Origin of the sequence: Labrys sp. WJW, assembly GCF_001676615.1 — a bacterium.
In the GTDB taxonomy this organism is placed as follows: Bacteria; Pseudomonadota; Alphaproteobacteria; order Rhizobiales; family Labraceae; genus Labrys; species Labrys sedimenti.
In genome coordinates this window covers 220,562-240,457 of sequence record NZ_LYXZ01000006.1, presented here as the reverse complement: position 1 = coordinate 240,457, position 19,896 = coordinate 220,562, and the positions used below count along the sequence as shown (strand labels likewise).

The following is a 19,896-nucleotide window of genomic DNA, read 5'->3' as shown; positions in this document are numbered from 1 at the left end:
CTATTTGTTCCAACTCTTTGTTTCCGCGCGTCTTTACGATGCGAGGTGCCCTCCGGGGCTCGAGAAGCACGCGCCCTGCCGGCCGCAGCCGCAGAACTATGTGATGGCCCCGGCGCGACACCTGATCGCCGCCGGCTACACCCGCCTCATCAGCCGGCCCTTATTGCAATCCGGCATTTCGTCCGCACTGCAATTTCATAATGACGCAGAGGAACATTTGCACATGATCTCAGCAATTGCAACATGTCTCGTTATCTTTAAAATAACAAGTTTATATATAATTACCCTTTTTGCTGTTCATATAAAAAGTAATTTCAAGTCATCAGAAACAATATTCAATACGCATCGAAAGATTCTTGTTTTCTTGAGATAAGGCGTACGAAAATTCCCTCAAGTTCAGTAACCTGCAATGCAGACGCGCCTGCAGGAAGTTTGCTCCAGGGAGGGAGATCTTCGTTCTACCCCGTATCCTGCCAACAAGTAGTGCTGCCCCGGCTCCACAACATAGGCGATAGTAAAGCCTGCACCCTCGCACGGAGGCACCTGCCCGGACGGGTCGGGAAGATGTCAGCAGGCCTCGCTTCCCGCTTCACCGGATCCGATGAAGCGGGACTTTGAGATCACGTCCCATTCGCCAAGAACCGGCGCCGGTCTTCCGGTACGATGGTCTAGAAATAACGGGCGAGATTGCGACGGATGCGCTCCAGCGGGTTCTCTGCGCCGGGTGGGGTTTCGAAGGCTTGCCCGGTTATCGTCTCATAGGCCTGAATATAGACCTTCGAGGTTTCAGCGATCAGCTCGGCGGGGATGGCGGGAATCGCTTCCTTATAGGGATCGCAGCGCGCGGCGACCCAGTTGCGTACGAAATCCTTGTCGAAGCTTTCGGGCTTCTCGCCGGCAGCAAAGCGGGCGGGATAGCTGGCGCCAAACCAATATCGGCTGGAATCGGGCGTATGAATTTCATCGGCCAGGATGATACGCCCCTCGCCATCGGTGCCGAACTCATACTTCGTGTCGGCCAGGATCAGCCCCTTCTCCTGCGCCAGGGCCTGGCCGCGTGCGAACAGCGCCAGGGCATAACCGGAAACTTCCTCCCATTGCCGCGGGCTGAGCAGGCCTTTGGCGATGATTTCATCGGCGGAAAGCGGCTCGTCATGCCCCCCGTCGAAGGCCTTGCTCGTGGGTGTGATGATCGCCTGCGGCAAGGCCTGGTTGTCGCGCAGTCCGTCGGGAAAACGCGCGCCATACATTTCACGCTGGCCCTGTTTGTAGAGGGTCAGGATGGAAGTCCCCGTCGTGCCGGCGAGATAGCCGCGCACCACGATTTCCACCGGCAGGATCGTCAATCTCTGCCCCACCACGACATTGGGATCGGGATAGTCGAGCACATGGTTGGGGCAGATGTCGCCGGTATGCTCGAACCAGTAGCGGGCGGTCTGCGTCAGCACCTGCCCCTTGCCGGGAATGCTGGCGATCGCCCGGTCGAAGGCGCTCAGCCGGTCCGTGGCAATGATGATGCGGCGCCCGTCGGCAAGATCATAGTTCTCCCTGACCTTGCCACGATAGTAGTTCGGCAATTCCGAGATGAAGGCATCTTGCAGGGCGGCAATATCTGGCATGGCGTAACCGTGTCGAAATGGGAAAATCGCTTATGGCACGGCCAGCCCGTCCTGTCACACCCGCCGTCCGCCTCGCTACGGGCCGCGTCAGGCGATTCCCGGACGTGGACTTCGGGCGGTGATTCCAGGGTTCAACTTGCACCGAAGTTCTGCTATTATAGATGGCAACGGATCATGGGGAACCGGATCCGTTTCGATGACTGAGCCCATAGACTCAGCCAAGGACAGGTCAAACCAGTCCATGAGGCCTCAGGCCTATCGAACGCCGGATGACTAGGCGCGACTTTGGCGGCTTCAGAGCAAACCGCCCCTTCCCTCCCTCTCTCCTCTGCCATCCCTGCATTCGCTTGGCCTGCCCGGATCAACGGTCCGCTTGCGCGCCGGCGGTCCCTGCTTGTGCCAGCTCTCGATCCGCAACCAGCGGCCCTCAGCCCTTGGAGCCTGAAACGATGATCTCAGCTGCCTATTGCCGCCTCATGGCCCGGTACAACAGCTGGCAGAACGCCTCCCAGCTCGCTGCCGCCGACAAGCTCACGCCTGCGGATCGCTGGAAGGATCGAGGCGCCTTCTTCCAATCGATCGCGGCGACGTTGAACCATCTCTATTGGGCCGATGCCCTGATCCTGCAGCGCTTGAAAGGGAATGAGCGCCCGGAGGAACACATCAAGCACTCTCTCACCAGCCCATCGGACTGGGATGACTTCAAGACGCTTCGATCGCGGCGAGACGAAGAGATCGAGGAATGGGCGGCCCAACTGCTCGACGCGGACCTCGCCGGCATGGTCGCCTGGCGTCCGGGAGCGGGTTCAACCCGGATCGAGAAGCCAACGGCGCTGTGCGCCGTCCAACTCTTCAACCACCAGACCCATCACCGCGGCCAGGTCCACGCGATGTTGACGGCAGCAGGGACACAGCCAGGACCGACCGATCTCGAGATGCTGCCATAGCCGACACGGCCCCGGCCGCCGCCGGGCTTTGGGTGCAAGGTGAAGGTCCGCTTCCTTTTGAAGCAGCCCCCCAAACTTCTTCTGCAAATTGTGCCGGGCCAGAGGCTCAGGCGTCGACCTGGGCCGTCAGCGCGTTGTCCTGGATGAATTCGCGGCGCGGCTCGACGATGTCGCCCATCAGCTTGGTGAAGATGTCCTCGGCCTCGACCACTTCCTTGACCTGCACCTTCAGAAGGGAACGGACATTGCGGTCGAGCGTGGTCTCCCACAGCTGGTCGGGGTTCATCTCGCCCAGGCCCTTGTAGCGCTGCAGTGACAGGCCCTTACGGGCGGCATTGGTCAGCGTCTCGAACAAGGCCACGGGACCGTGGATCTCGATCTCCTCGCCGCGGCGGGTAAGGCTGGCGGGAACCCCGTAGACCTCGCGCTGCGCGGTCGAACGCTCGTCGAGCAGCCGGGCATCGACGGTGGCAAGCAACTGGGCATCGAGCGTATGGGCTTCCTTGACGCCGCGCACCATGCGCTCGAAGACATAGCCGCCCTTGTCGACCCGGCCGGTCCAGCCGCGTTCGAATTCCTCGGCAATGGCATCGAGGCGCCGCGCCGTTTCGTCGGCGGCCTGCTGGGCCTGCTCGGGGTCGGCAACCACGGCGATGTTCAGCGCACCGGCGATAGCGGCCTGTTCCACGACCACGCGGTCATAGCGGCTGTGGAGCTGGCCGAGCAGGGTGCGGATGGTGCGCGCATCGGTGATGACGCCGCGCAGGTCCTGGCCGGCCCGCTCCTCGCCGCTGCCGAGCCGCAGCACCGAGCCCTCGACGCCTGTGTCGATCAGATAGTCCTCCAGCGCCCGCTCGTCCTTCAGATATTGCTCGGACTTGCCGCGGGAGACCTTATAGAGCGGCGGCTGTGCGATATAGACATGGCCGCGATCGATGATCTCGCGCATCTGGCGGAAGAAGAAGGTCAACAGCAGCGTGCGGATATGGCTGCCGTCGACGTCGGCGTCCGTCATGATGATGATTTTGTGGTAGCGCAGCTTGTCCGGGTTGAACTCCTCCGAACCGATGCCGGTGCCGAGCGCGGTGATCAGCGTACCGATCTGTTCCGACGACAGCATCTTGTCGAAGCGCGCGCGCTCCACGTTCAGGATCTTGCCGCGCAGCGGCAGCACGGCCTGGAACTCGCGCGAGCGACCCTGCTTGGCGGAGCCGCCAGCCGAGTCACCCTCGACGATGAAGAGTTCGGCCTTGGCCGGATCGCGCTCCTGGCAATCGGCAAGCTTGCCTGGCAGGGAGGCGACGTCGAGCACGCCCTTGCGGCGGGTGAGTTCACGGGCCCGGCGGGCCGCCTCGCGGGCAGCGGCAGCCTCGGCCACCTTGCCGACGATGACCTTGGCCTCGGCGGGATGCTCCTCGAACCAGGTCGACAGCGCCTCGTTCATGGCGCTCTCGACCACCGGGCGCACCTCGGAAGACACCAGCTTGTCCTTGGTCTGGGACGAGAATTTGGGGTCCGGCACCTTCACCGAGAGCACGCAGGTCAGGCCCTCGCGGCAATCGTCGCCGGTCATCTCCACCTTCTCCTTCTTGGAGATGCCGGAAGACTGGGCATAGCCGGTAACCTGGCGGGTCAGCGCACCGCGCAGGCCGGCGAGATGGGTGCCGCCGTCACGCTGGGGGATGTTGTTGGTGAAGCACAGCACCGTCTCGTGATAGCTGTCGTTCCACCACATCGCCGCTTCCACGCCGATGCCGTCGCGCTCGACCTGCACATAGATCGGCGCGGGCACGAGGGCGGTCTTGGAACGGTCGAGATAGCGCACGAAGGCGTCGAGGCCGCCTTCATACATCAATTCCTCGCTCTTCTCCCCGCCATGGCGGCGATCCGTCAGCACGATGCGCACGCCCGAATTGAGGAAGGCGAGCTCGCGCAGGCGCCGCTCCAGCGTGGCATAGTCGAATTCGGTCTTGGTGAAGGTCTCGGTCGAGGGCAGGAAGGTCACCTCGGTGCCGCGCTTGTCGCCGGCGGGGCCCACCATCTTGAGCGGCGCATCGGCATCGCCATGGCTGAAGCTCATGACGTGCTCGCCGCCGTCGCGCCAGATGCGCAAGATGAGCTTGGAGGAGAGCGCATTCACCACGGAGACGCCGACGCCGTGCAGGCCGCCCGAGACCTTGTACGAGTTCTGGTCGAACTTTCCGCCGGCATGAAGCTGCGTCATGATCACTTCGGCCGCCGAAACCCCCTCTTCGGGGTGGATGGCGGTGGGAATGCCGCGGCCATTGTCGGTAACGGTGACCGAGCCGTCGGGGTTCAGCGTCACCGTGACGATGTCGGCATGGCCGGCCAGCGCCTCGTCGATGGCGTTGTCGACGACCTCGTAGACCATGTGGTGCAGGCCCGAGCCGTCATCCGTGTCGCCGATATACATGCCGGGGCGCTTGCGCACCGCGTCCAGGCCCTTGAGCACCTTGATGCTGTCGGCGCCGTAGTCATTTTCGGGCGTTTCGGACAAAGCGGGTTCAGCCATTGAGCAACTCATTCCTTGATTCGGAAGGAATATAGGGATTCCCGTGCCGAATTTCATGCCAAAACGGCACATTTTTGTGATTTATCAGATATTTATCGGTGGATGACGGCGATCTTTCATCGCGTGGCGATCGTCACGGCCGTGCCGGCGATCACGGTGCCGCAGCTCCTGGCCAGAAGACGCATGGCGCGCGGGCTGGTCAGCAACGAGCGAGCCCGGCCGGCCAGGACGATGTAGAAGCCGAACACGGCGGCGAGCACCGCTTCGGTGGCGATGGCAAGCTCGACGAAGCTTGCCGGCGAGAGATGGCCGAGATCGATCAGGTTGGGCAGAAGCGCGGTGTAGAACACCATCACCTTGGGGTTGCCGAGGGTGATCGACAGGCCGCCCAGAAAGCTGCGCCAGCCATTCTCGCGGCTTGTGTCACGCTCGACGGCCTGGACGAGGTTCGCCGTCGTCCATAATTTCCAGGCCAGATAGAGCAGATAGGCGACGCCGGCATATTTGATCGCCAGGAAGACGCCTGAAAAGCTCTGCGCCAGCACGGCCAGGCCCGCCGCGGCGAAACCGAGCCAGACCAGGTCGCCCAAAGCGATGCCGACGGCAAAGCCCAGGCTCTCGCGTGCGCCCTTGCCAAGCACGCGCGCCACCAGTGCCGCGATGCCCGGCCCCGGCAGAGCCGCGGCCACGAACAGCGCGCCGGCATAGACGGCGAGGGCGGTGGGATCGAGCATGGGGAGGCTCCGGTGGGAGACCTTTATAGCCGGTCGCGGCCAGAGTGGGAAGCTTTCCGGAGCCGCCAGCCTCCCGCAGGCTTGCGGGAAAGGGCGGTCAGTCAGTCCACCGCCGACTGCGCGATCTTGGCTTCCGCCTCTCCCACCGCTTCGGGCGTGCCGACATGCAGCCAGATGCCGTCGAGCCGCCGGCCGAACAACCGCCCCTTGGTCTCGGCCGCGTCGAACAGCCGGTTCAGCGAGAAGATCTCGCGCGTGCCTTCGAACAGGTCCGGCTTGATCAGCAGCACCCCCGCATAGGCGAAGGGCGCGGTCTCGTTCTCTCTCCGGCGGGAGAGCAGCCCGGCGCTGTCGAGATGATAGTCACCCCGGCCGTCGAAGCCGATACTGGTCGCCGTCGCCGCCACCAGCATCAGGATGTCCATGCGTTCGGGATCCCAGGCCGCCTCGAGGGCCTCGAGATTGTTCTGCGGCCCCTCGATCCAGAAGCTGTCGCAATTGCAGACGATGAAGGGCGCCTTGCCGAGCAAGGGCAGGGCCTTGCGTACGCCACCGCCGGAATCCAGCAGGCCTGCACGCTCGTCGGAGATCAGGATCTTCGGATGCTGCCGGCCGGAAAGATGGGCTTCCATCTGCTCGGCGAGATAGTGCACGTTCACCACCGCCTTCTCCACGCCCGATGCTGCGAGGCGGTCGAGCACGTGATCGATCAGCGGCTTGCCTGCGATCTCGATCAACGGCTTGGGCCGGACGTCGGTCAGTGGACGCATGCGCTTGCCGAGCCCGGCGGCCAGCAGCATGGCGGTCGAAAAGGGGCGGGTCATGATACTCTGGCTTCTATCGCGAAGACGAAGGTCTCGAACCATTCCCTGAGGTCGGCCAAGGTGGGATGGGCCAAAGCACGGTCGAGATAGGCGCGGATGCGCGGGATGTGCTTGAGATAAGCGGGCTTGCCGTCGCGCTTGTCGAGGCGGGCGAACAGGCCGAGCAGCTTGGTGTTGCGCTGGGCCGCCATCACCGCATAGGCGCGTGCGAAGCCGGCAGGATCGAAAGCGGCATCGGCGCCGCGGCGCGCCTTCACATAGCGCGTCAGCAGCTGGAGCTCGAGCTCCTGGTCCAAGCTCACCCGCGCATCGAGGCAGAGCGAGGCCACGTCATAGGCAGGCGGGCCGATCATCGCATCCTGGAAGTCGAGCAAGCCGATGCGCTTGATGCCCTCGCGCCGGGGCAGCCACATCAGGTTCGGCGAGTGGACGTCACGCAGCAGCCAGCTCTGCTCGCCCTTGACGACCGGTGCGAGTGCCGAGCGCCAAAGCGCCGTGAAATGGTCGCGGTTGCGCTGCGACAATTGCGGCGCGCCGATCATCGGCATGTACCATTCGATCAGCAGCTCGACCTCGATATCGAGGGCGCCATGGTCGAAGGACGGGATCTTGTGGTTGATGGCGGAAGCGACCGGCAGCGTATCCGGCAGCTCCATGCCGTGCAGGTGGGCGAGCAGGTCGACGGCCACGCCATAGCGCTCGGCCACCGGCTTGCCGTCCTCGGCAATGAAGTCCGTGCCGAAATCCTCCAGCAGGAGCAGGCCGTGCAGCAGATCTTCCTTGAGGATCTGCGGGGCCGAAAAGCCGCGTTCCGCCAAGCCCCTGGCCATCGCCACGAAGGGCTTCACATCCTGGGAGATATGGGCGATCTGGCTGTAGGTCTTGCCATAGCGCACCGGCGTGCGGTCGGTCCGGGCCGGCGAATTCATCAGGATCACCGTGTTCTGCCCACGCCTCAGCCGGGCATAGGAACGGGTCGAGGCGTCGCCCTGGACATGTTCGCGCGCCGCATCCTGCCAGCCAGCATGGCGCAGGAAATCGCCGGTCTGGGAAAAGCGGCGCAGCCGGGCGGACCAATCGCCCGTCCCCGTCAGCGTCGCGCGCCGGGCGGTCTCGCTGCGGCCGGCATGCACGAAACGGATGTCGAGCCGGTCGGCGGGAAGCGTCTCACCGGCCTTCTCGGGCCATTCGACCAGCACCAGCGCGCCGTCGGGCGCCTCGTCCCAACCCAGTTCGTCCAGCTCGCTGGCATGGCCGATACGATAGAGATCGGCGTGCACGATCGGGAAGGTCGGCGTGTCGTAGAGCTGGATCAGCGTGAAGGTGGGACTGGAGACTTCCAGCTCCGGATCCTCGGCGATCTCCCTGATCAGGGCGCGGGCAAAGGCGGTCTTGCCGGCACCGAGATCGCCCGACAGGGTAACGAGATCGCCGGCCCGCAGCGTCGCCGCCAGGTCACGGGCCAGCAGCTCGGTCGCCGCTTCGCTCGGCAGGTCGACGGTCCATTGGTGGGTCAGGAGATCGGTCAATGGGCTGGGCCTTTAATGTCATCCCGGACGTATCCACACAAGCTTTTGCTTGTGTACGGCGGCGCGCAGCGACGCTTCGCAGATCCGGGACCGCTCTGGATGTGAGACTTGTTTGTCATGCGATCCCGGATCTGCGGCACAATATTGCATATTGCGCCGCGTCCGGGATGACCCCGGCCTCTCATTCGGCCGCCTCCCTGTGAACGGAGGCGTCGACCGGGAAGCGACAGGTGACGATGGTACCGCGGCCCTCCTCGGAGACCAGCTCGACCGTGCCTCCATGCAGTTCCACGAAGGAGCGCACGATGGACAGGCCGAGGCCGACGCCGCGATGGCCGCTTGAGCCGCCATGCGATTCGAAACGGTCGAAGACGCGGTCGATCACCGCCTGGGAAATGCCGCGACCGCGATCCTCGACCCGGAAGACGATCTCCTGGCCCTTGCGCAGGGCCGAGAGCGTCACGGTGCCCCCGGCCTGCGAGAAGCCGATGGCGTTGGAGAGCAGGTTGAACAGCACCTGGCGCACGCGCTGGCCATCGGCCTCGAAATTGCCGATCGCCTGGCTCGCCTTCATCTCCAGCCGGACGCCGGTCTCGGCCAGGCGCGGCTGCACCGCCTCGGCCACGCCCTGCATGGCTTCGCGGATGTCGACCTTGCCGAGGTCCAGCGTCATCGCGCCGGCATCGATGGTGGCGAGGTCGAGGATGTTGTTGATGATGGCATAGAGCGCATCGGACGAGGTCTTGATGTAGCCGGCATATTGGCGCTGCTTCTCGTTCAGCGGCCCGGCAGCGCCATCGGCCATCAGCTGCACGAAACCGATGATGTTGGTGAGCGGCGAGCGCAGCTCGTAGGAAACATGGTGGACGAAGTCGTTCTTGAGGCGGGCGGCTTCCTCCAGCGCCTCGTTCTTCTCGACCAGGGCGTTCTCGAAATTCACCGAATCGGTGACGTCGGTGAAGGTGGCCAGCGTACCGCCATCCGGCAGCGGCACGGTGGCGACGTCGATGACCGTGCCGTCGACCCGCATCATGCGCTGGTCCGTGGAATGGCGGGCATCGCCGAAGGAGGTGATCACGCCCTTGAGCGCCTGCCACACCGCCTCGTCGCGGAACAGCACCGAGCAGCGCGACACCACGTCGTCGATATGGGGACGCTGCTCCAGCATCTCCTGCGGCAACCGCCAGATCGCGGCGAAGGCCGGGTTGGACAGGCGCAGGCGGCCGTCGGAGCCGAAGGCGGCGACGCCTTCCTTCAGATTCTCCAGCGTCTCGCCCTGGACGCGCGACAAGGCCTTGTAGCGGGCCTCCAGATCGATGCGCTCGGTGACATCCTCGAACAGATAGGTGACGCCGCCGGCCGGGTTGGGCGTGGTGACCACGCGCGAGGTGCGGCCATCGGGCAGGTGCCACCAGTGTTCGGCTGGCTCGAAAGCGCGATAGGCCTCGTGCAGCTTCGATTTCCAGGCCCTGAAGTCGGCCTGTTCTGGCAGGCGGCGCTGGGCACGCAGGCGGTCGAGGATCTCGCTGTCAGTCGGCTTGCCGTCGAGGAAGGCGGCATCCAGCTGCCAGAGCGCGGCAAAGGACGCGTTGTAGAAGGTGAGGTGCTGGTCGGCGTCGAAGATCGCCACGGCGGTAGCGAGCTGGTCGAGCGTGCGCACATGCGCCTCGATCTGGCGCCCGATATCGGCCCGCATCGTCTCGACTTCCGACACATCGATCGCCATGCCGGCCGAGCCGCGCGAAGAAGGGATATCGATGACGTCGAGCGTGCGTCTGGCGCCGCCGACCACCGCCGGCACGCGCTTGAGGAAGGGCTTGCCGTCGTGACGCGCAGCATTGGCCTCCTCGCGGGCCGGCCGGTCGAGCAGCTCGACGTCGCCGCTGAGGACATCGGTCTCGTCCTGGGCGTCGACAGCCCGGGCATAGGCCTTGTTGACCCAGACCAGCTTGTCATTGGCATTGCGCAGCCAGAGCGGCACCGGCGCCTCGTCGAGCAGGGAGCGGATCGCCTCGATCTCCTCGCTGGCGCGGCGATGCCGGTCGGCGAGGCGGGCGAGTTCCAGGCGGTCGCCGGTGACGTCGCGCAACCGGAGCACGGCCCGCCCGCCGATGGCACGGCCATCCGCCTCGATATAGCCGCCATGGCGCGAGCGTGCCACCATGTGAAAGCTCTCGCCGCGCCCGCGCAGCGCCGCGATCTGCTCTTCCAGCGCGCGGGTATCGTGATAGTCGAGCCAGCCCGTCCCGATCAGGCCGCGGCGGGAGGACGAGATGGTGACCCCCGGCAATTCGCCAGAAAGCAGCGGCAGGTCCTCGGTGCCGGACCAGACCGCGATCAACTGCGGCTCGGACATCAGCAGGGCTTCGGCACGCTCGGCGCGAGCGGCGAGGGCCTGCGCCTCGGCCTTGGCGGCGCGGTCGCGCTTGAGCCAGGCATTGCGGGCGCGCAGATAGAACACGGCAAGGCCGGTCGCCAGGATCAGCAGGCCCGCGAACAGGGCCAGCATGGCGAGGATGCGGCGATCGGCGCTGGAGAGATTGCCGAACAGGCCTGATACCGCCGGCATGGTATCGGCCGCCAGGGCGGCGGACGTCGGCAGCATGCCCGCCAGGAAAATGCCGGTGCATAGCAAGGCCGAGAGCCGGGCCCTCCCCGACAACCCCGCTTCCTGTCGCCTGCCTTGCCGTCTGTCCTGTCGCATCTTGCTTCGACGAATCCCTTCGGTACCGGACAGGCGCCGGCGAATGACGTTCCGCTCACCCTGAAACGCAACGCGACGTTGGCAGGACCGCGGCGGCCTCGCCCCTCCTTCGAACGGGCGGAAACCACCAGGCTGCTGCGACCCCGTCTGCCAAGGGCGCAGGCACCGATGCGCCCCGCCCTCGCACATTTGCAGGCACCGCGGACCGAATGGAGACCGGCCCTGCCCGCAAAGGGAACCGGCTGTCATTGCGAATGACGTCCGGCCTTGCGCGGGAGCCCGGCTTCACGATCAGCATGACCGTGAACCCGTCCCCCGAATCAGTTCACTTTACCCTCCCCTTGACTCCTGCCGGAAGAGGCCATTCGGCAGCTATGCAAGGAAATTTGAAGGTGCAGGCTCCCGATGAAGGAACCAGACATGACGAAGCGACCCGTCATCTTGGCACCGATCATGGTTACCACGGGCTTAACAAACCTCGGCCATCGGCGGAAATCGCCAAGGGAACAGGGATCGGCGCCCCAACAAAAAACCGCCCCGGCAAGCGGGGCGGCGCGCAATATCGCTTCACTATGATCGGCTGAAAAAGACTGTCTTTCTACGCCTAGGTGATGAAACGTCCGACGCGAACGGGTTCAGTAGGCCTCGCTATTGCTCAATCGACGGGTGACATGCCGAACGGCATGGATCTTGCGAGGCTGAGCGCTCTTGTCGCTCGCGCCAATCTGGCGATCATTCTCGCCCGCCTGCTGGATCGCCGCGGGTGCGCCATACAATTCAGGCCCGGTAACGAGACGGCCATGGGCATTGGCAGCCGTAGCGGCAATGACAATACCAAACGCTGCAATCGTAGAAATCGTAAAGATCTTCATGATTTTTTCCTTGAAAATCCTCAGGAGGGCGAACAAGCAATGATCTGAATCTACGGCACACTGCTCCGTCTCGCAATTCACGAGCGAGATATGAAGCGTGAACTATTCGTGATGGCGAATTTACCGAGAGAGATAGACCGGAAACAATCCAGAAATACTTATGGCAATTTTGCGATCTGCAAAATTGTGATCGCTCCGGCTGCGGCTGCTTCAAAAATCGGAAGCAATGCCCTTCACTTCCCAGTCGCCATAGCGCACGGGTTCAGGCCCGTCCCGGCCATTGATCTCGCGCGGGCGCTCGGCCGGCTTTTCCGCTTTGCGGCGCTCAGCCGCCTCCGCGAGCGCGCGCTTGGCCGCTTCGCTCAAGGTCTTGCCAGGCGCGGCATGGGGAGGCGTGTCGGATTCGGGAGCGGACATGGGTTCTCCATCGCAAATATGGTATGTTCGATCAAGCACTTCTATGAAAACTGCCTCGGTTACACGGGCGGCGCCGAGGCGTACCTCGCCTGCGGGCAACGCGCGATGAGACTTGACCTTTGGGAACCAAGGTTCACGATACCGGGCTGGCATGTCCGCATTGCAGGCTTCCCATAGATGGATGCCCGGATCAAAAAAACGAAGAGCCGACTTGTCATGGCGGCAGGTGAGATTATAGTCAGGAAATAAATATTATCCGCAGTGAAGTCTGCGGGACTTGGATTGCATGTTGGCAGGCATCTCCCATCCGCCACCATGCGGGCAGGTCCCCTCAGGCCAACGGCGGCCAAGGCGTGCTACGGCGGCTTCGGAGGAGGCTGGCGGAGCGCCAATAACTACAGAAATCCAGACGCTCAAACCAACCGCCATATCGGCAGAGGGGAAGAATATATGACAAGAGTAGCCGTCATCGGTGCCGGTCCCTCGGGCTTGGCGCAGCTCCGCGCCTTCCAATCGGCCGCCCGCAAGGGTGCCGCCATTCCCGAAATCGTCTGCTTCGAAAAGCAGTCGGACTGGGGGGGCCTGTGGAACTACACCTGGCGCACGGGCCTGGACGAACATGGCGAGCCGGTGCATGGCAGCATGTACCGCTATCTCTGGTCGAACGGCCCCAAGGAATGCCTGGAATTCGCCGACTACTCTTTCGAGGAGCATTTCGGCAAGCCGATCCCGTCCTACCCGCCGCGCGCCGTGCTGTGGGACTACATCAAGGGCCGTGTCGAGAAGGCGGATGTGCGCAAATGGGTGCGCTTCAACACGCCGGTGCGCATGGTGCGTTTCGACGAAGCCACCAAAAAGTTCACGGTGACCGCCCATGAGCGCACCGAAGACCGCATGTATGACGAGGAGTTCGACTATGTCGTGGTGGCTTCCGGCCACTTCTCCACGCCGAACGTGCCCTATTTCGAAGGCGTGAAGAGCTTCAACGGCCGCGTGCTGCATGCACACGACTTCCGCGACGCCCTGGAATTCAAGGGCAAGGACATCCTGCTTGTCGGCCGTTCCTATTCGGCCGAGGACATCGGTTCGCAATGCTGGAAATACGGCGCCAAATCGGTGACCACCAGCTACCGTTCCAAGCCGATGGGCTTCAAATGGCCGGCCAATTTCGAAGAGCGCCCGCTGCTGCAGCGCCTGGAAAACCGTACGGCCTATTTCGCCGATGGCTCCAGCAAGGAAGTCGACGCGCTGATCCTGTGCACCGGCTACCAGCACCACTTCCCGTTCCTGCCGGATGACCTGCGCCTGAAGACGGCCAACCGGCTCTGGGCCGACCACCTCTACAAGGGCGTGATCTTCGACAAGAACCCGCAGCTCTTCTATATCGGCATGCAGGATCAGTTCTACACCTTCAACATGTTCGACGTGCAGGCCTGGTGGGCCCGCGACGTGATCATGGGCCGTATCAATCTGCCGCCGGAAGCCGAGCTTCAGGCCAATTTTGACGCCTGGCGTGCTCGCGAGGAAACCCTCGAAAATGCCGAGCAGATGATCTGGTTCCAGGGCGACTATGTGAAGGAGCTGCTGGCCGAGACCGACTATCCGCAGTTCGACATCGAGAACACCAACAAGACCTTCATGGAGTGGGAGCACCACAAGATGGAGGACATCATGGGCTTCCGCGACCATGGCTATCGCTCGCTGATGACCGGCACCATGGCGCCCAAGCACCATACGCGCTGGGTCGAGGCGCTCGACGACAGCATGGAAACCTATCTGCGCACCGAGCCGGAGGCGGCCACCAAGGTAGCGTAAGGCATTCGTAGTTGAAATTCAGGACGCCGGCCCCGTCTCGTGCAGGGCCGGCGTTGTGTTTTCCGGGGGGCTGCCGGCTGAAAGCCGGCGATCCCAGGGGTTCAGTGCCCCGCTCCCCCGATCCGCTCCGCCAGGAAATCCACGAAGGCGCGGATGCGGGCGGCCAGGTGATCGTGGCCGACGAACACGGCGTGGATCAGCTCGACGTCGAGCGGGTTGTGGTCCTCCAGGAGCGGCACCAGCAGGCCGGCATCGATGTCGGGCTGGACATGAAAACGGCCGAGGCGCACCAGGCCGAGGCCGTCCAGGCAGAGCTTGCGCATAGTCGGCCCATTGTTGGCCTTGAGATTGCCGGCAACCTGCACGCGTCGTACGGAAGCCGAACCGGGATCGCGGAAGGGCCAGCTGTCGAGACCGCGCCGGAAGTTGAACAGCAGACAGTTATGCCGCTCGAGATCCTCGGGCCTGGCGGGCATGCCGTGACGGGCGAGATAGCCGGGCGAAGCGGTGATCACTCGGCGGCTCTCCAGGATCTTGCGCGCCTTCAGCGTCGAATCGCGCAGGGGTCCTGAGCGGATGGCGATGTCGGCCTTCTCCTCGACGAGGTCGATGACGTCATCGGTGAGCGAGAGGTCGAGCTCAACCTTGGGATAACGCGCCAGGAAGTCGGGCAGCACCGGCACGACGCAGCGCGCCCCGAATCCCACCGAGGCGCTGACGCGTAGCCGCCCCGATGGCACGACCTCGCCGCCGCTCGAGATCATCCGCTCCGTCTCGGCGATGTCGGCCAGAATGGCCTGGGCACGGCCCAGATAGGTTTCCCCCTCCGGCGTGAGCTGCAAGGTTCGCGTCGTGCGCACCAGCAGGCGGGCTCCGAGCCGGTCCTCGATGCGGGTGACGAGCTTGCTCACTGCCGAGGGCGACAGATGCAGCTTGCGTCCGGCCGCCGAGAAACTGCGCAATTCGGCCGCGGTGACGAACACCTCCATCTCACCGGCCCGATTGTCCATGGTCATTCCTTATGAATTGAATTCAAAGCTATTCGCTCATTATGCCCAATTATCATAGCAATGCGTAGCGATCATATTCGTCCCGACATTCATTCACCCTTGTTGGGACCTTTCTCATGCCCCTCGCCCTCCTTGCCCTCACGATCGCGGCCTATGCGATCGGCACCACGGAGTTCGTGATCGTCGGCCTGCTGCCGACGGTCGCTTCCGATCTCGGCATCACCTTGCCGCTCGCCGGCCTGATCGTCAGCGTCTACGCCCTCGGCGTGACCTTCGGCGCCCCCATCCTGACCGCCCTCACCGGCCGCCTCGGCCGCAAGGGCCTGCTGCTCGGCCTGATGGCGCTGTTCGTCGTCGGCAACAGCGCGGCCGCGCTTAGCCCCAGCTATGAATTGCTGCTGGTCGCGCGCGTCCTCTCGGCCTTTGCCCATGGCGTGTTCTTCTCGGTCGGCGCCACTATCGCAGCCGATCTTGTCGCGCCCGATCGTCGTGCCTCGGCCATCGCCATGATGTTCATGGGCCTGACGGTGGCGATCGTCACCGGCGTGCCGCTCGGTACCTTCATCGGCCAGAGCTTCGGCTGGCGCGCCACCTTCTGGGGCGTCGCGGGCCTCGGCCTGATCGCCTTCGCGGCTATCGCCGTGTTGCTGCCATCCACGCTGCGCAAGGCGCCGCCGGCCAGGCTGATCGACCAGGTCCGGGTTCTCGGCAGCGGCCGCCTGCTGCTGGTCTTCGCCATGACGGCGCTCGGCTATGGCGGCACCTTCGTCGCCTTCACCTATCTCGCCTCGATCCTGGAAAAGATCACCGGCTTTGCCGCCGGCAGCGTCAGCCTGATCCTGGTGCTCTATGGCGCGGCGATCGCCGTGGGCAATCTCGTGGGCGGCCGTATCGCCGACCACAATCCCGTCAAGGCCCTGATCGTCCTGTTCGCCCTGCAGGCCGCCGTACTGGCCGCCTTCGCCTTCACCGCAACCTCGCCGGTGCTGACCCTGGTGACGCTGGCCGCGCTGGGCTTCCTGTCCTTCGCCAATGTGCCCGGCCTGCAGCTCTATGTGGTGCAGCTGGCCAAGGCCCATCGCCCGACCGCCGTCGACGTCGCCTCCGCCCTCAACATCGCCGCCTTCAACCTCGGCATCGCCCTGGGCGCCTGGGTCGGCGGGCTGGTGGTGGCCTCGCCGCTCGGCCTCGGCCTGACGCCCCTGGTCGGTGCCGCCCTGGTCGCCATCGCCCTGGTGCTGACGCTGTGGAGCGCCGCGCTCGACCGCCAGCCCCAACCCATCGGCCAGTCGGCCTGATCTAGTTCCGTTTCTCGAAAGGACATTACCATGGACTATCGTCGTCTCGGCGCGTCCGGCCTTGAAGTGCCGGTCCTCAGCTTCGGCGCCGGCACGTTCGGCGGCTCGGGGCCCCTGTTCGGCGCCTGGGGCACTACGGACGAGAAGGAAGCACGCCGCCTTCTCGATATCTGCCTCGAGGCCGGCGTAACCCTGTTCGACACCGCCGACGTCTATTCCAATGGTGCGTCCGAGGAAGTTCTCGGCGCCGCCATCAAGGGCCGCCGCAGCGAGGTGCTGATCTCGACCAAGACCGCCTTGCCGATGGGTGACGGGCCGCGCGACTACGGCACCTCGCGCGAGCGGCTGATCCGTTCCGTGGAGGCGGCATTGCGCCGCCTCGGCACCGACCATATCGACCTCCTGCAGTTGCACGCCTTCGATGCGGGTACTCCGATCGAGGAGGTGCTCTCGACGCTGGACGGCCTCGTGCGGGCCGGCAAGGTGCGCTATCTCGGCGTTTCCAACTTTTCCGGCTGGCAGCTCATGAAGTCGCTCGCCGTCGCCGACCGGCATGGCTGGACACGCTATGTCGCCAACCAGGCCTACTACTCCCTGATCGGCCGCGACTATGAGTGGGAGCTGATGCCCCTCGGCCTCGACCAGGGCGTGGGCGCGCTGGTGTGGAGCCCGCTCGGCTGGGGGCGCCTCACCGGCAAGCTCCAGCGCGGCCAGGCACTGCCGGCCGGAAGCCGGCTGCATCAGACGGCCGATTTCGGCCCGCCGGTCGAGGACGAACACCTGTTCCGTGTCATCGACGCCCTAAACGAGGTCGCCGAGGAAACCGGCAAGAGCGTGCCGCAGATCGCCATCAATTGGCTCACCAGCCGCCCCACCGTCTCGTCGGTGATCATCGGCGCCCGCAACGAGGACCAGCTCAGGCAGAATCTCGGCGCCATCGGCTGGAGCCTGACGCCGGACCAGCGCCAGAAGCTCGACGCGGCCAGCGCGGTGGAAGCGGCCTATCCCTATTTCCCCTATCGCCGCCAGGAAGGCTTTGCTCGGCTGAACCCACCGGCAGTGTGAGAGAAATTCTACCCCTTCACCCGCTCCATCCTGGGGTCGTAGAGCGGCTCCAGGAACACCTCGGCCTTCACCCGTTCCGTCGCGACTTCCAGCTCATAGCTGCCGGAAAGCACATAGTCGGCGTCGACACCGGCGGGATCACGGACATAGCCGTAGCCGATATTCTTGGCGACCGTGTAGCCATAGCCGGCCGAGGCCAGCCAGCCGCAGCGTTTGCCGTTGCGATAGATAGTCTCGCGGCCGAGCAGGATCACCGTGGGATCGTCGACGGTAAAACCTGCCAGCAGGCGCGGCAGCGGCTTGGCGGCCTGTTCGATCAGGGCCTCGCGGCCGAGGAAGGGAATGTTCTTCTTCAGCTTCGCCGCCCAGCCAAGCCCGGCCACCAGGGGCGAATGGTCAGGCCCGATCTCGCCGCCCCAGGCCCGGTAGCCTTTTTCCAGGCGCAGCGATTCGATGGCGCGATAGCCGGCATTGACGAGACCAAGCGGCGTGCCGGCGGCCATCAGCGCGTCATAGACCGTCAGCGCGAACTCCATCGGCACATGCAGCTCCCAGCCGAGCTCGCCGACATAGGTCACGCGCAGGGCCAGAACGCGTGCCCCGGCGATGTGCAGCGGCCTTGCGCTGCCGAAGGGCGCGGCGGCATTGGAGAGATCCTCGCCGGTGAGCTGGCCGAGGATCTCGCGCGCCTTCGGGCCCATCAGCACCAGCACAGCAAATTGCGAGGTGACGTCCTCGACCTCGACATCGAGCCCGTCGGGGATGTTGCGGCGAATCCAGTCGAGGTCATGGGTGGCAAAGCCGGTGCCGGTGACGAGGTAATAGCTGCCATCGCCGAGCCTGGCCACGGTGAGATCGGTCTCGATGCCGCCCTTGCGGTTGAGCATCTGCGTGTAGGTGAGGCTGCCCGGCTTCTTGACCACGTCGTTGGCGCAGAGCCAGGACAGGGCCTTGTCCGCATCACGCCCCTTCACGGTGAACTTGGCGAAGGAGGTCTGGTCGAACACCACGGCGGCCTCGCGGCAGGCCCTGTGCTCGCGGCCGACGGCCTCGAACCAGTTCTGGCGGTCATAGCTATAGACGTCCCTGGCCTCCTCGCCCGCTCCGGCGAACCAGTTGGGTCGCTCCCAGCCGAGCTTTTCGCCGAACACCGCACCCTGCGCCTTCAGCCGGTCATAGAGCGGGGAGCGGCGCAGGGGACGGCCGGACTGATATTCCTCGAAGGGCCAAGCCATGGTGTAGTGCTTGGCATAGGCCTCCATGGTGCGCTGGCGCACCCAGCCGGTATCGAGCGTGTTCTTGCCGAAGCGACGGATATCGACGGCCCAGAGGTCGTAGGGCGGCTCGCCCCTGGCCACCCATTCGGCCAGGGCCATGCCGGCCCCGCCGCCCGAGGCGATGCCGAAGGCGTTGAAGCCGCAGCCGACATAGACATCCTTGGTCTCCGGCGCCGCGCCGAGGATGAAATTGCCGTCCGGCGTGAAGCTCTCAGGCCCATTGATGAACTGCTTGATGCCGGCATTTTCCATGGCCGGCACACGGCCGATGGCGAGCTCCATCAGCGGCTCGAAATGATCGAGATCGTTGTCCAGTAGCTGGAACTCGAACTTTTCGGTTGCACCACTATTGTTCCAGGGCTTGGGATTGGGCTCGTAGCCGCCCATCACCAGGCCGCCGACCTCCTCCTTCCAGTAGGTGAGGCGATCGGGATCGCGCAAGGTCGGCAGATTGGAGGTGACGCCCTCGATCCGCTCGGTGATCAGATATTGATGTTGCATCGACACCAAGGGGATGTTGACCCCGGCCATGCGGCCGATCTCGCGCGACCATTGGCCGGCACAAATGACGATTTTCTCCGCTTGGATACGCCCCTGGTCGGTCAAGATAGCCTTGGCGACGCCGCCCTCGACCTCGATGCCGGTGACGGTGACGCCCTCGCGAAAGGTGACGCCGCCCATGCGCGCGCCCTTGGCGAGCGACTGCGTGATGTCGGAGGGCGAGGCCTGCCCGTCCGTCGGCAGGAAGGCGGCGCCGACCACGTCGTCCACCTGCATCAGCGGCCAGAGATCCTGCGCCTCCTTCGGGCTGAGCAGCTGCATTTCCAGGCCAAAGGAGGTGGCCGTGGTGGCTTGGCGCTTCACCTCGGTCCAGCGCTCCTGGTTGCAGGCAAGGCGCAGGCCGCCATTGCGCTTCCAGCCGGTGGCGAGGCCCGTCTCCTGTTCCAGCCGGTCATAGAGGGCGACGGAATAACCGAGCAATTGGGTGATGTTGGCATTGGTCCTGAGCTGGCCCACCAGCCCCGCCGCATGCCAGGTCGAGCCGGAGGTGAGCTTGCCGCGCTCGAGCACCAGCACGTCCGTCAGCCCCATCTTGGCGAGATGATAGGCGGTGGAACAGCCGATGATGCCGCCACCGATGATGACGATCTTGGCTGAGGAAGGCAGGTCGGACATGGGGATCTCCTGGGAGCGCGGGCGTCCTCGCCCGCTCTTGGAAACACGGCGCATGGGGAAAGAGCGGGCGAGGACG

15 protein-coding genes are annotated in these 19,896 nt (G+C 64.5%); 5 read left to right on the top strand and 10 right to left on the bottom strand.

The genetic code is table 11. The annotated features are described in order from the left end of the window. Window positions 1-668 precede the first annotated feature (668 nt). Entirely contained in the window at window positions 669-1,619 is a 951-nt protein-coding gene (locus tag BA190_RS05490) for a phosphoribosylaminoimidazolesuccinocarboxamide synthase (RefSeq protein WP_068283771.1), read from the bottom strand. 449 nt (window positions 1,620-2,068) lie between these two features. Here BA190_RS05490 and BA190_RS05485 point away from each other — a divergent pair, with 449 nt between their 5' ends. Next, complete coding sequence (locus BA190_RS05485) at window positions 2,069-2,566, top strand: DinB family protein (protein ID WP_068283767.1); 498 nt, start codon at window positions 2,069-2,071, stop codon at window positions 2,564-2,566. Between the two features lie 106 nt (window positions 2,567-2,672). Here the strand turns inward: BA190_RS05485 and gyrB are convergent, their stop codons facing one another. The 5 genes from gyrB to BA190_RS05460 all read right to left on the bottom strand — a co-directional run bounded on the left by gyrB (window position 2,673) and on the right by BA190_RS05460 (window position 10,848). Then, window positions 2,673-5,099, bottom strand: a complete 2,427-nt coding sequence (gyrB, locus tag BA190_RS05480; RefSeq protein WP_068283764.1) for a DNA topoisomerase (ATP-hydrolyzing) subunit B — start codon at window positions 5,097-5,099, stop codon at window positions 2,673-2,675. Between the two features lie 116 nt (window positions 5,100-5,215). After that, entirely contained in the window at window positions 5,216-5,833 is a 618-nt protein-coding gene (locus BA190_RS05475; protein WP_068283760.1) for a LysE family translocator, read from the bottom strand. A gap of 101 nt (window positions 5,834-5,934) precedes the next feature. Continuing rightward, complete coding sequence (locus BA190_RS05470; RefSeq protein WP_068283757.1) at window positions 5,935-6,657, bottom strand: nucleotidyltransferase family protein; 723 nt, start codon at window positions 6,655-6,657, stop codon at window positions 5,935-5,937. Further along, window positions 6,654-8,186, bottom strand: a complete 1,533-nt coding sequence (gene tsaE, locus BA190_RS05465; protein WP_068283751.1) for a tRNA (adenosine(37)-N6)-threonylcarbamoyltransferase complex ATPase subunit type 1 TsaE — start codon at window positions 8,184-8,186, stop codon at window positions 6,654-6,656. The genes BA190_RS05470 and tsaE overlap by 4 nt, the downstream gene beginning before the upstream one ends. A 181-nt stretch (window positions 8,187-8,367) precedes the next feature. After that, entirely contained in the window at window positions 8,368-10,848 is a 2,481-nt protein-coding gene (locus tag BA190_RS05460) for a PAS-domain containing protein (protein ID WP_245314562.1), read from the bottom strand. 296 nt (window positions 10,849-11,144) lie between these two features. On the opposite strand from BA190_RS05460, the gene BA190_RS35710 reads away from it, so the two are divergent. Continuing rightward, window positions 11,145-11,474 (top strand): hypothetical protein, encoded by a 330-nt coding sequence (locus tag BA190_RS35710; protein ID WP_156771367.1) that lies wholly within the window; start codon window positions 11,145-11,147, stop codon window positions 11,472-11,474. A 51-nt stretch (window positions 11,475-11,525) separates the two neighbouring features. Here BA190_RS35710 and BA190_RS05455 read toward each other — a convergent pair whose 3' ends face one another. Together BA190_RS05455 and BA190_RS05450 are read right to left on the bottom strand one after the other, a co-directional pair. Beyond that, window positions 11,526-11,762 carry a hypothetical protein gene (locus BA190_RS05455; RefSeq protein ID WP_068283744.1) on the bottom strand — a complete coding sequence of 79 codons (237 nt, stop codon included), beginning with the start codon at window positions 11,760-11,762 and terminating at the stop codon, window positions 11,526-11,528. A gap of 210 nt (window positions 11,763-11,972) precedes the next feature. Beyond that, entirely contained in the window at window positions 11,973-12,179 is a 207-nt protein-coding gene (locus tag BA190_RS05450) for a DUF1674 domain-containing protein (RefSeq protein WP_068283741.1), read from the bottom strand. Window positions 12,180-12,629: 450 nt separating this feature from the next. Between BA190_RS05450 and BA190_RS05445 the strand changes: the two genes are divergently transcribed. Continuing rightward, window positions 12,630-13,994 carry an NAD(P)-binding domain-containing protein gene (locus BA190_RS05445; protein WP_068283738.1) on the top strand — a complete coding sequence of 455 codons (1,365 nt, stop codon included), beginning with the start codon at window positions 12,630-12,632 and terminating at the stop codon, window positions 13,992-13,994. Window positions 13,995-14,095: 101 nt separating this feature from the next. Here the strand turns inward: BA190_RS05445 and BA190_RS05440 are convergent, their stop codons facing one another. Continuing rightward, a complete protein-coding gene (locus BA190_RS05440; RefSeq protein ID WP_068283731.1) occupies window positions 14,096-15,004 on the bottom strand; it encodes a LysR family transcriptional regulator in 909 nt (302 codons plus the stop codon). 116 nt (window positions 15,005-15,120) lie between these two features. Here BA190_RS05440 and BA190_RS05435 point away from each other — a divergent pair, with 116 nt between their 5' ends. Both BA190_RS05435 and BA190_RS05430 read left to right on the top strand, forming a co-directional pair. Continuing rightward, entirely contained in the window at window positions 15,121-16,302 is a 1,182-nt protein-coding gene (locus BA190_RS05435; RefSeq protein ID WP_068283729.1) for an MFS transporter, read from the top strand. A gap of 30 nt (window positions 16,303-16,332) precedes the next feature. Beyond that, entirely contained in the window at window positions 16,333-17,367 is a 1,035-nt protein-coding gene (locus BA190_RS05430; RefSeq protein ID WP_068283726.1) for an aldo/keto reductase, read from the top strand. 8 nt (window positions 17,368-17,375) lie between these two features. On the opposite strand, the gene BA190_RS05425 is transcribed toward BA190_RS05430, so the two are convergent. Continuing rightward, window positions 17,376-19,820, bottom strand: a complete 2,445-nt coding sequence (locus tag BA190_RS05425; RefSeq protein ID WP_068283723.1) for an FAD-dependent oxidoreductase — start codon at window positions 19,818-19,820, stop codon at window positions 17,376-17,378. Window positions 19,821-19,896: the final 76 nt, after the last annotated feature.

Excerpts from the sequence above, each read along its gene's own strand:
- BA190_RS05490 (WP_068283771.1), bottom strand. The coding sequence starts at position 1,619 with ATGCCAGATATTGCCGCCCTGCAAGATGCCTTCATCTCGGAATTGCCG.
- BA190_RS05485 (WP_068283767.1), top strand. The coding sequence starts at position 2,069 with ATGATCTCAGCTGCCTATTGCCGCCTCATGGCCCGGTACAACAGCTGG.
- gyrB (WP_068283764.1), bottom strand. The coding sequence starts at position 5,099 with ATGGCTGAACCCGCTTTGTCCGAAACGCCCGAAAATGACTACGGCGCC.
- BA190_RS05475 (WP_068283760.1), bottom strand. The coding sequence starts at position 5,833 with ATGCTCGATCCCACCGCCCTCGCCGTCTATGCCGGCGCGCTGTTCGTG.
- BA190_RS05470 (WP_068283757.1), bottom strand. The coding sequence starts at position 6,657 with ATGACCCGCCCCTTTTCGACCGCCATGCTGCTGGCCGCCGGGCTCGGC.
- BA190_RS35710 (WP_156771367.1), top strand. The coding sequence starts at position 11,145 with ATGACGTCCGGCCTTGCGCGGGAGCCCGGCTTCACGATCAGCATGACC.
- BA190_RS05455 (WP_068283744.1), bottom strand. The coding sequence starts at position 11,762 with ATGAAGATCTTTACGATTTCTACGATTGCAGCGTTTGGTATTGTCATT.
- BA190_RS05450 (WP_068283741.1), bottom strand. The coding sequence starts at position 12,179 with ATGTCCGCTCCCGAATCCGACACGCCTCCCCATGCCGCGCCTGGCAAG.
- BA190_RS05445 (WP_068283738.1), top strand. The coding sequence starts at position 12,630 with ATGACAAGAGTAGCCGTCATCGGTGCCGGTCCCTCGGGCTTGGCGCAG.
- BA190_RS05440 (WP_068283731.1), bottom strand. The coding sequence starts at position 15,004 with ATGGACAATCGGGCCGGTGAGATGGAGGTGTTCGTCACCGCGGCCGAA.
- BA190_RS05435 (WP_068283729.1), top strand. The coding sequence starts at position 15,121 with ATGCCCCTCGCCCTCCTTGCCCTCACGATCGCGGCCTATGCGATCGGC.
- BA190_RS05430 (WP_068283726.1), top strand. The coding sequence starts at position 16,333 with ATGGACTATCGTCGTCTCGGCGCGTCCGGCCTTGAAGTGCCGGTCCTC.
- BA190_RS05425 (WP_068283723.1), bottom strand. The coding sequence starts at position 19,820 with ATGTCCGACCTGCCTTCCTCAGCCAAGATCGTCATCATCGGTGGCGGC.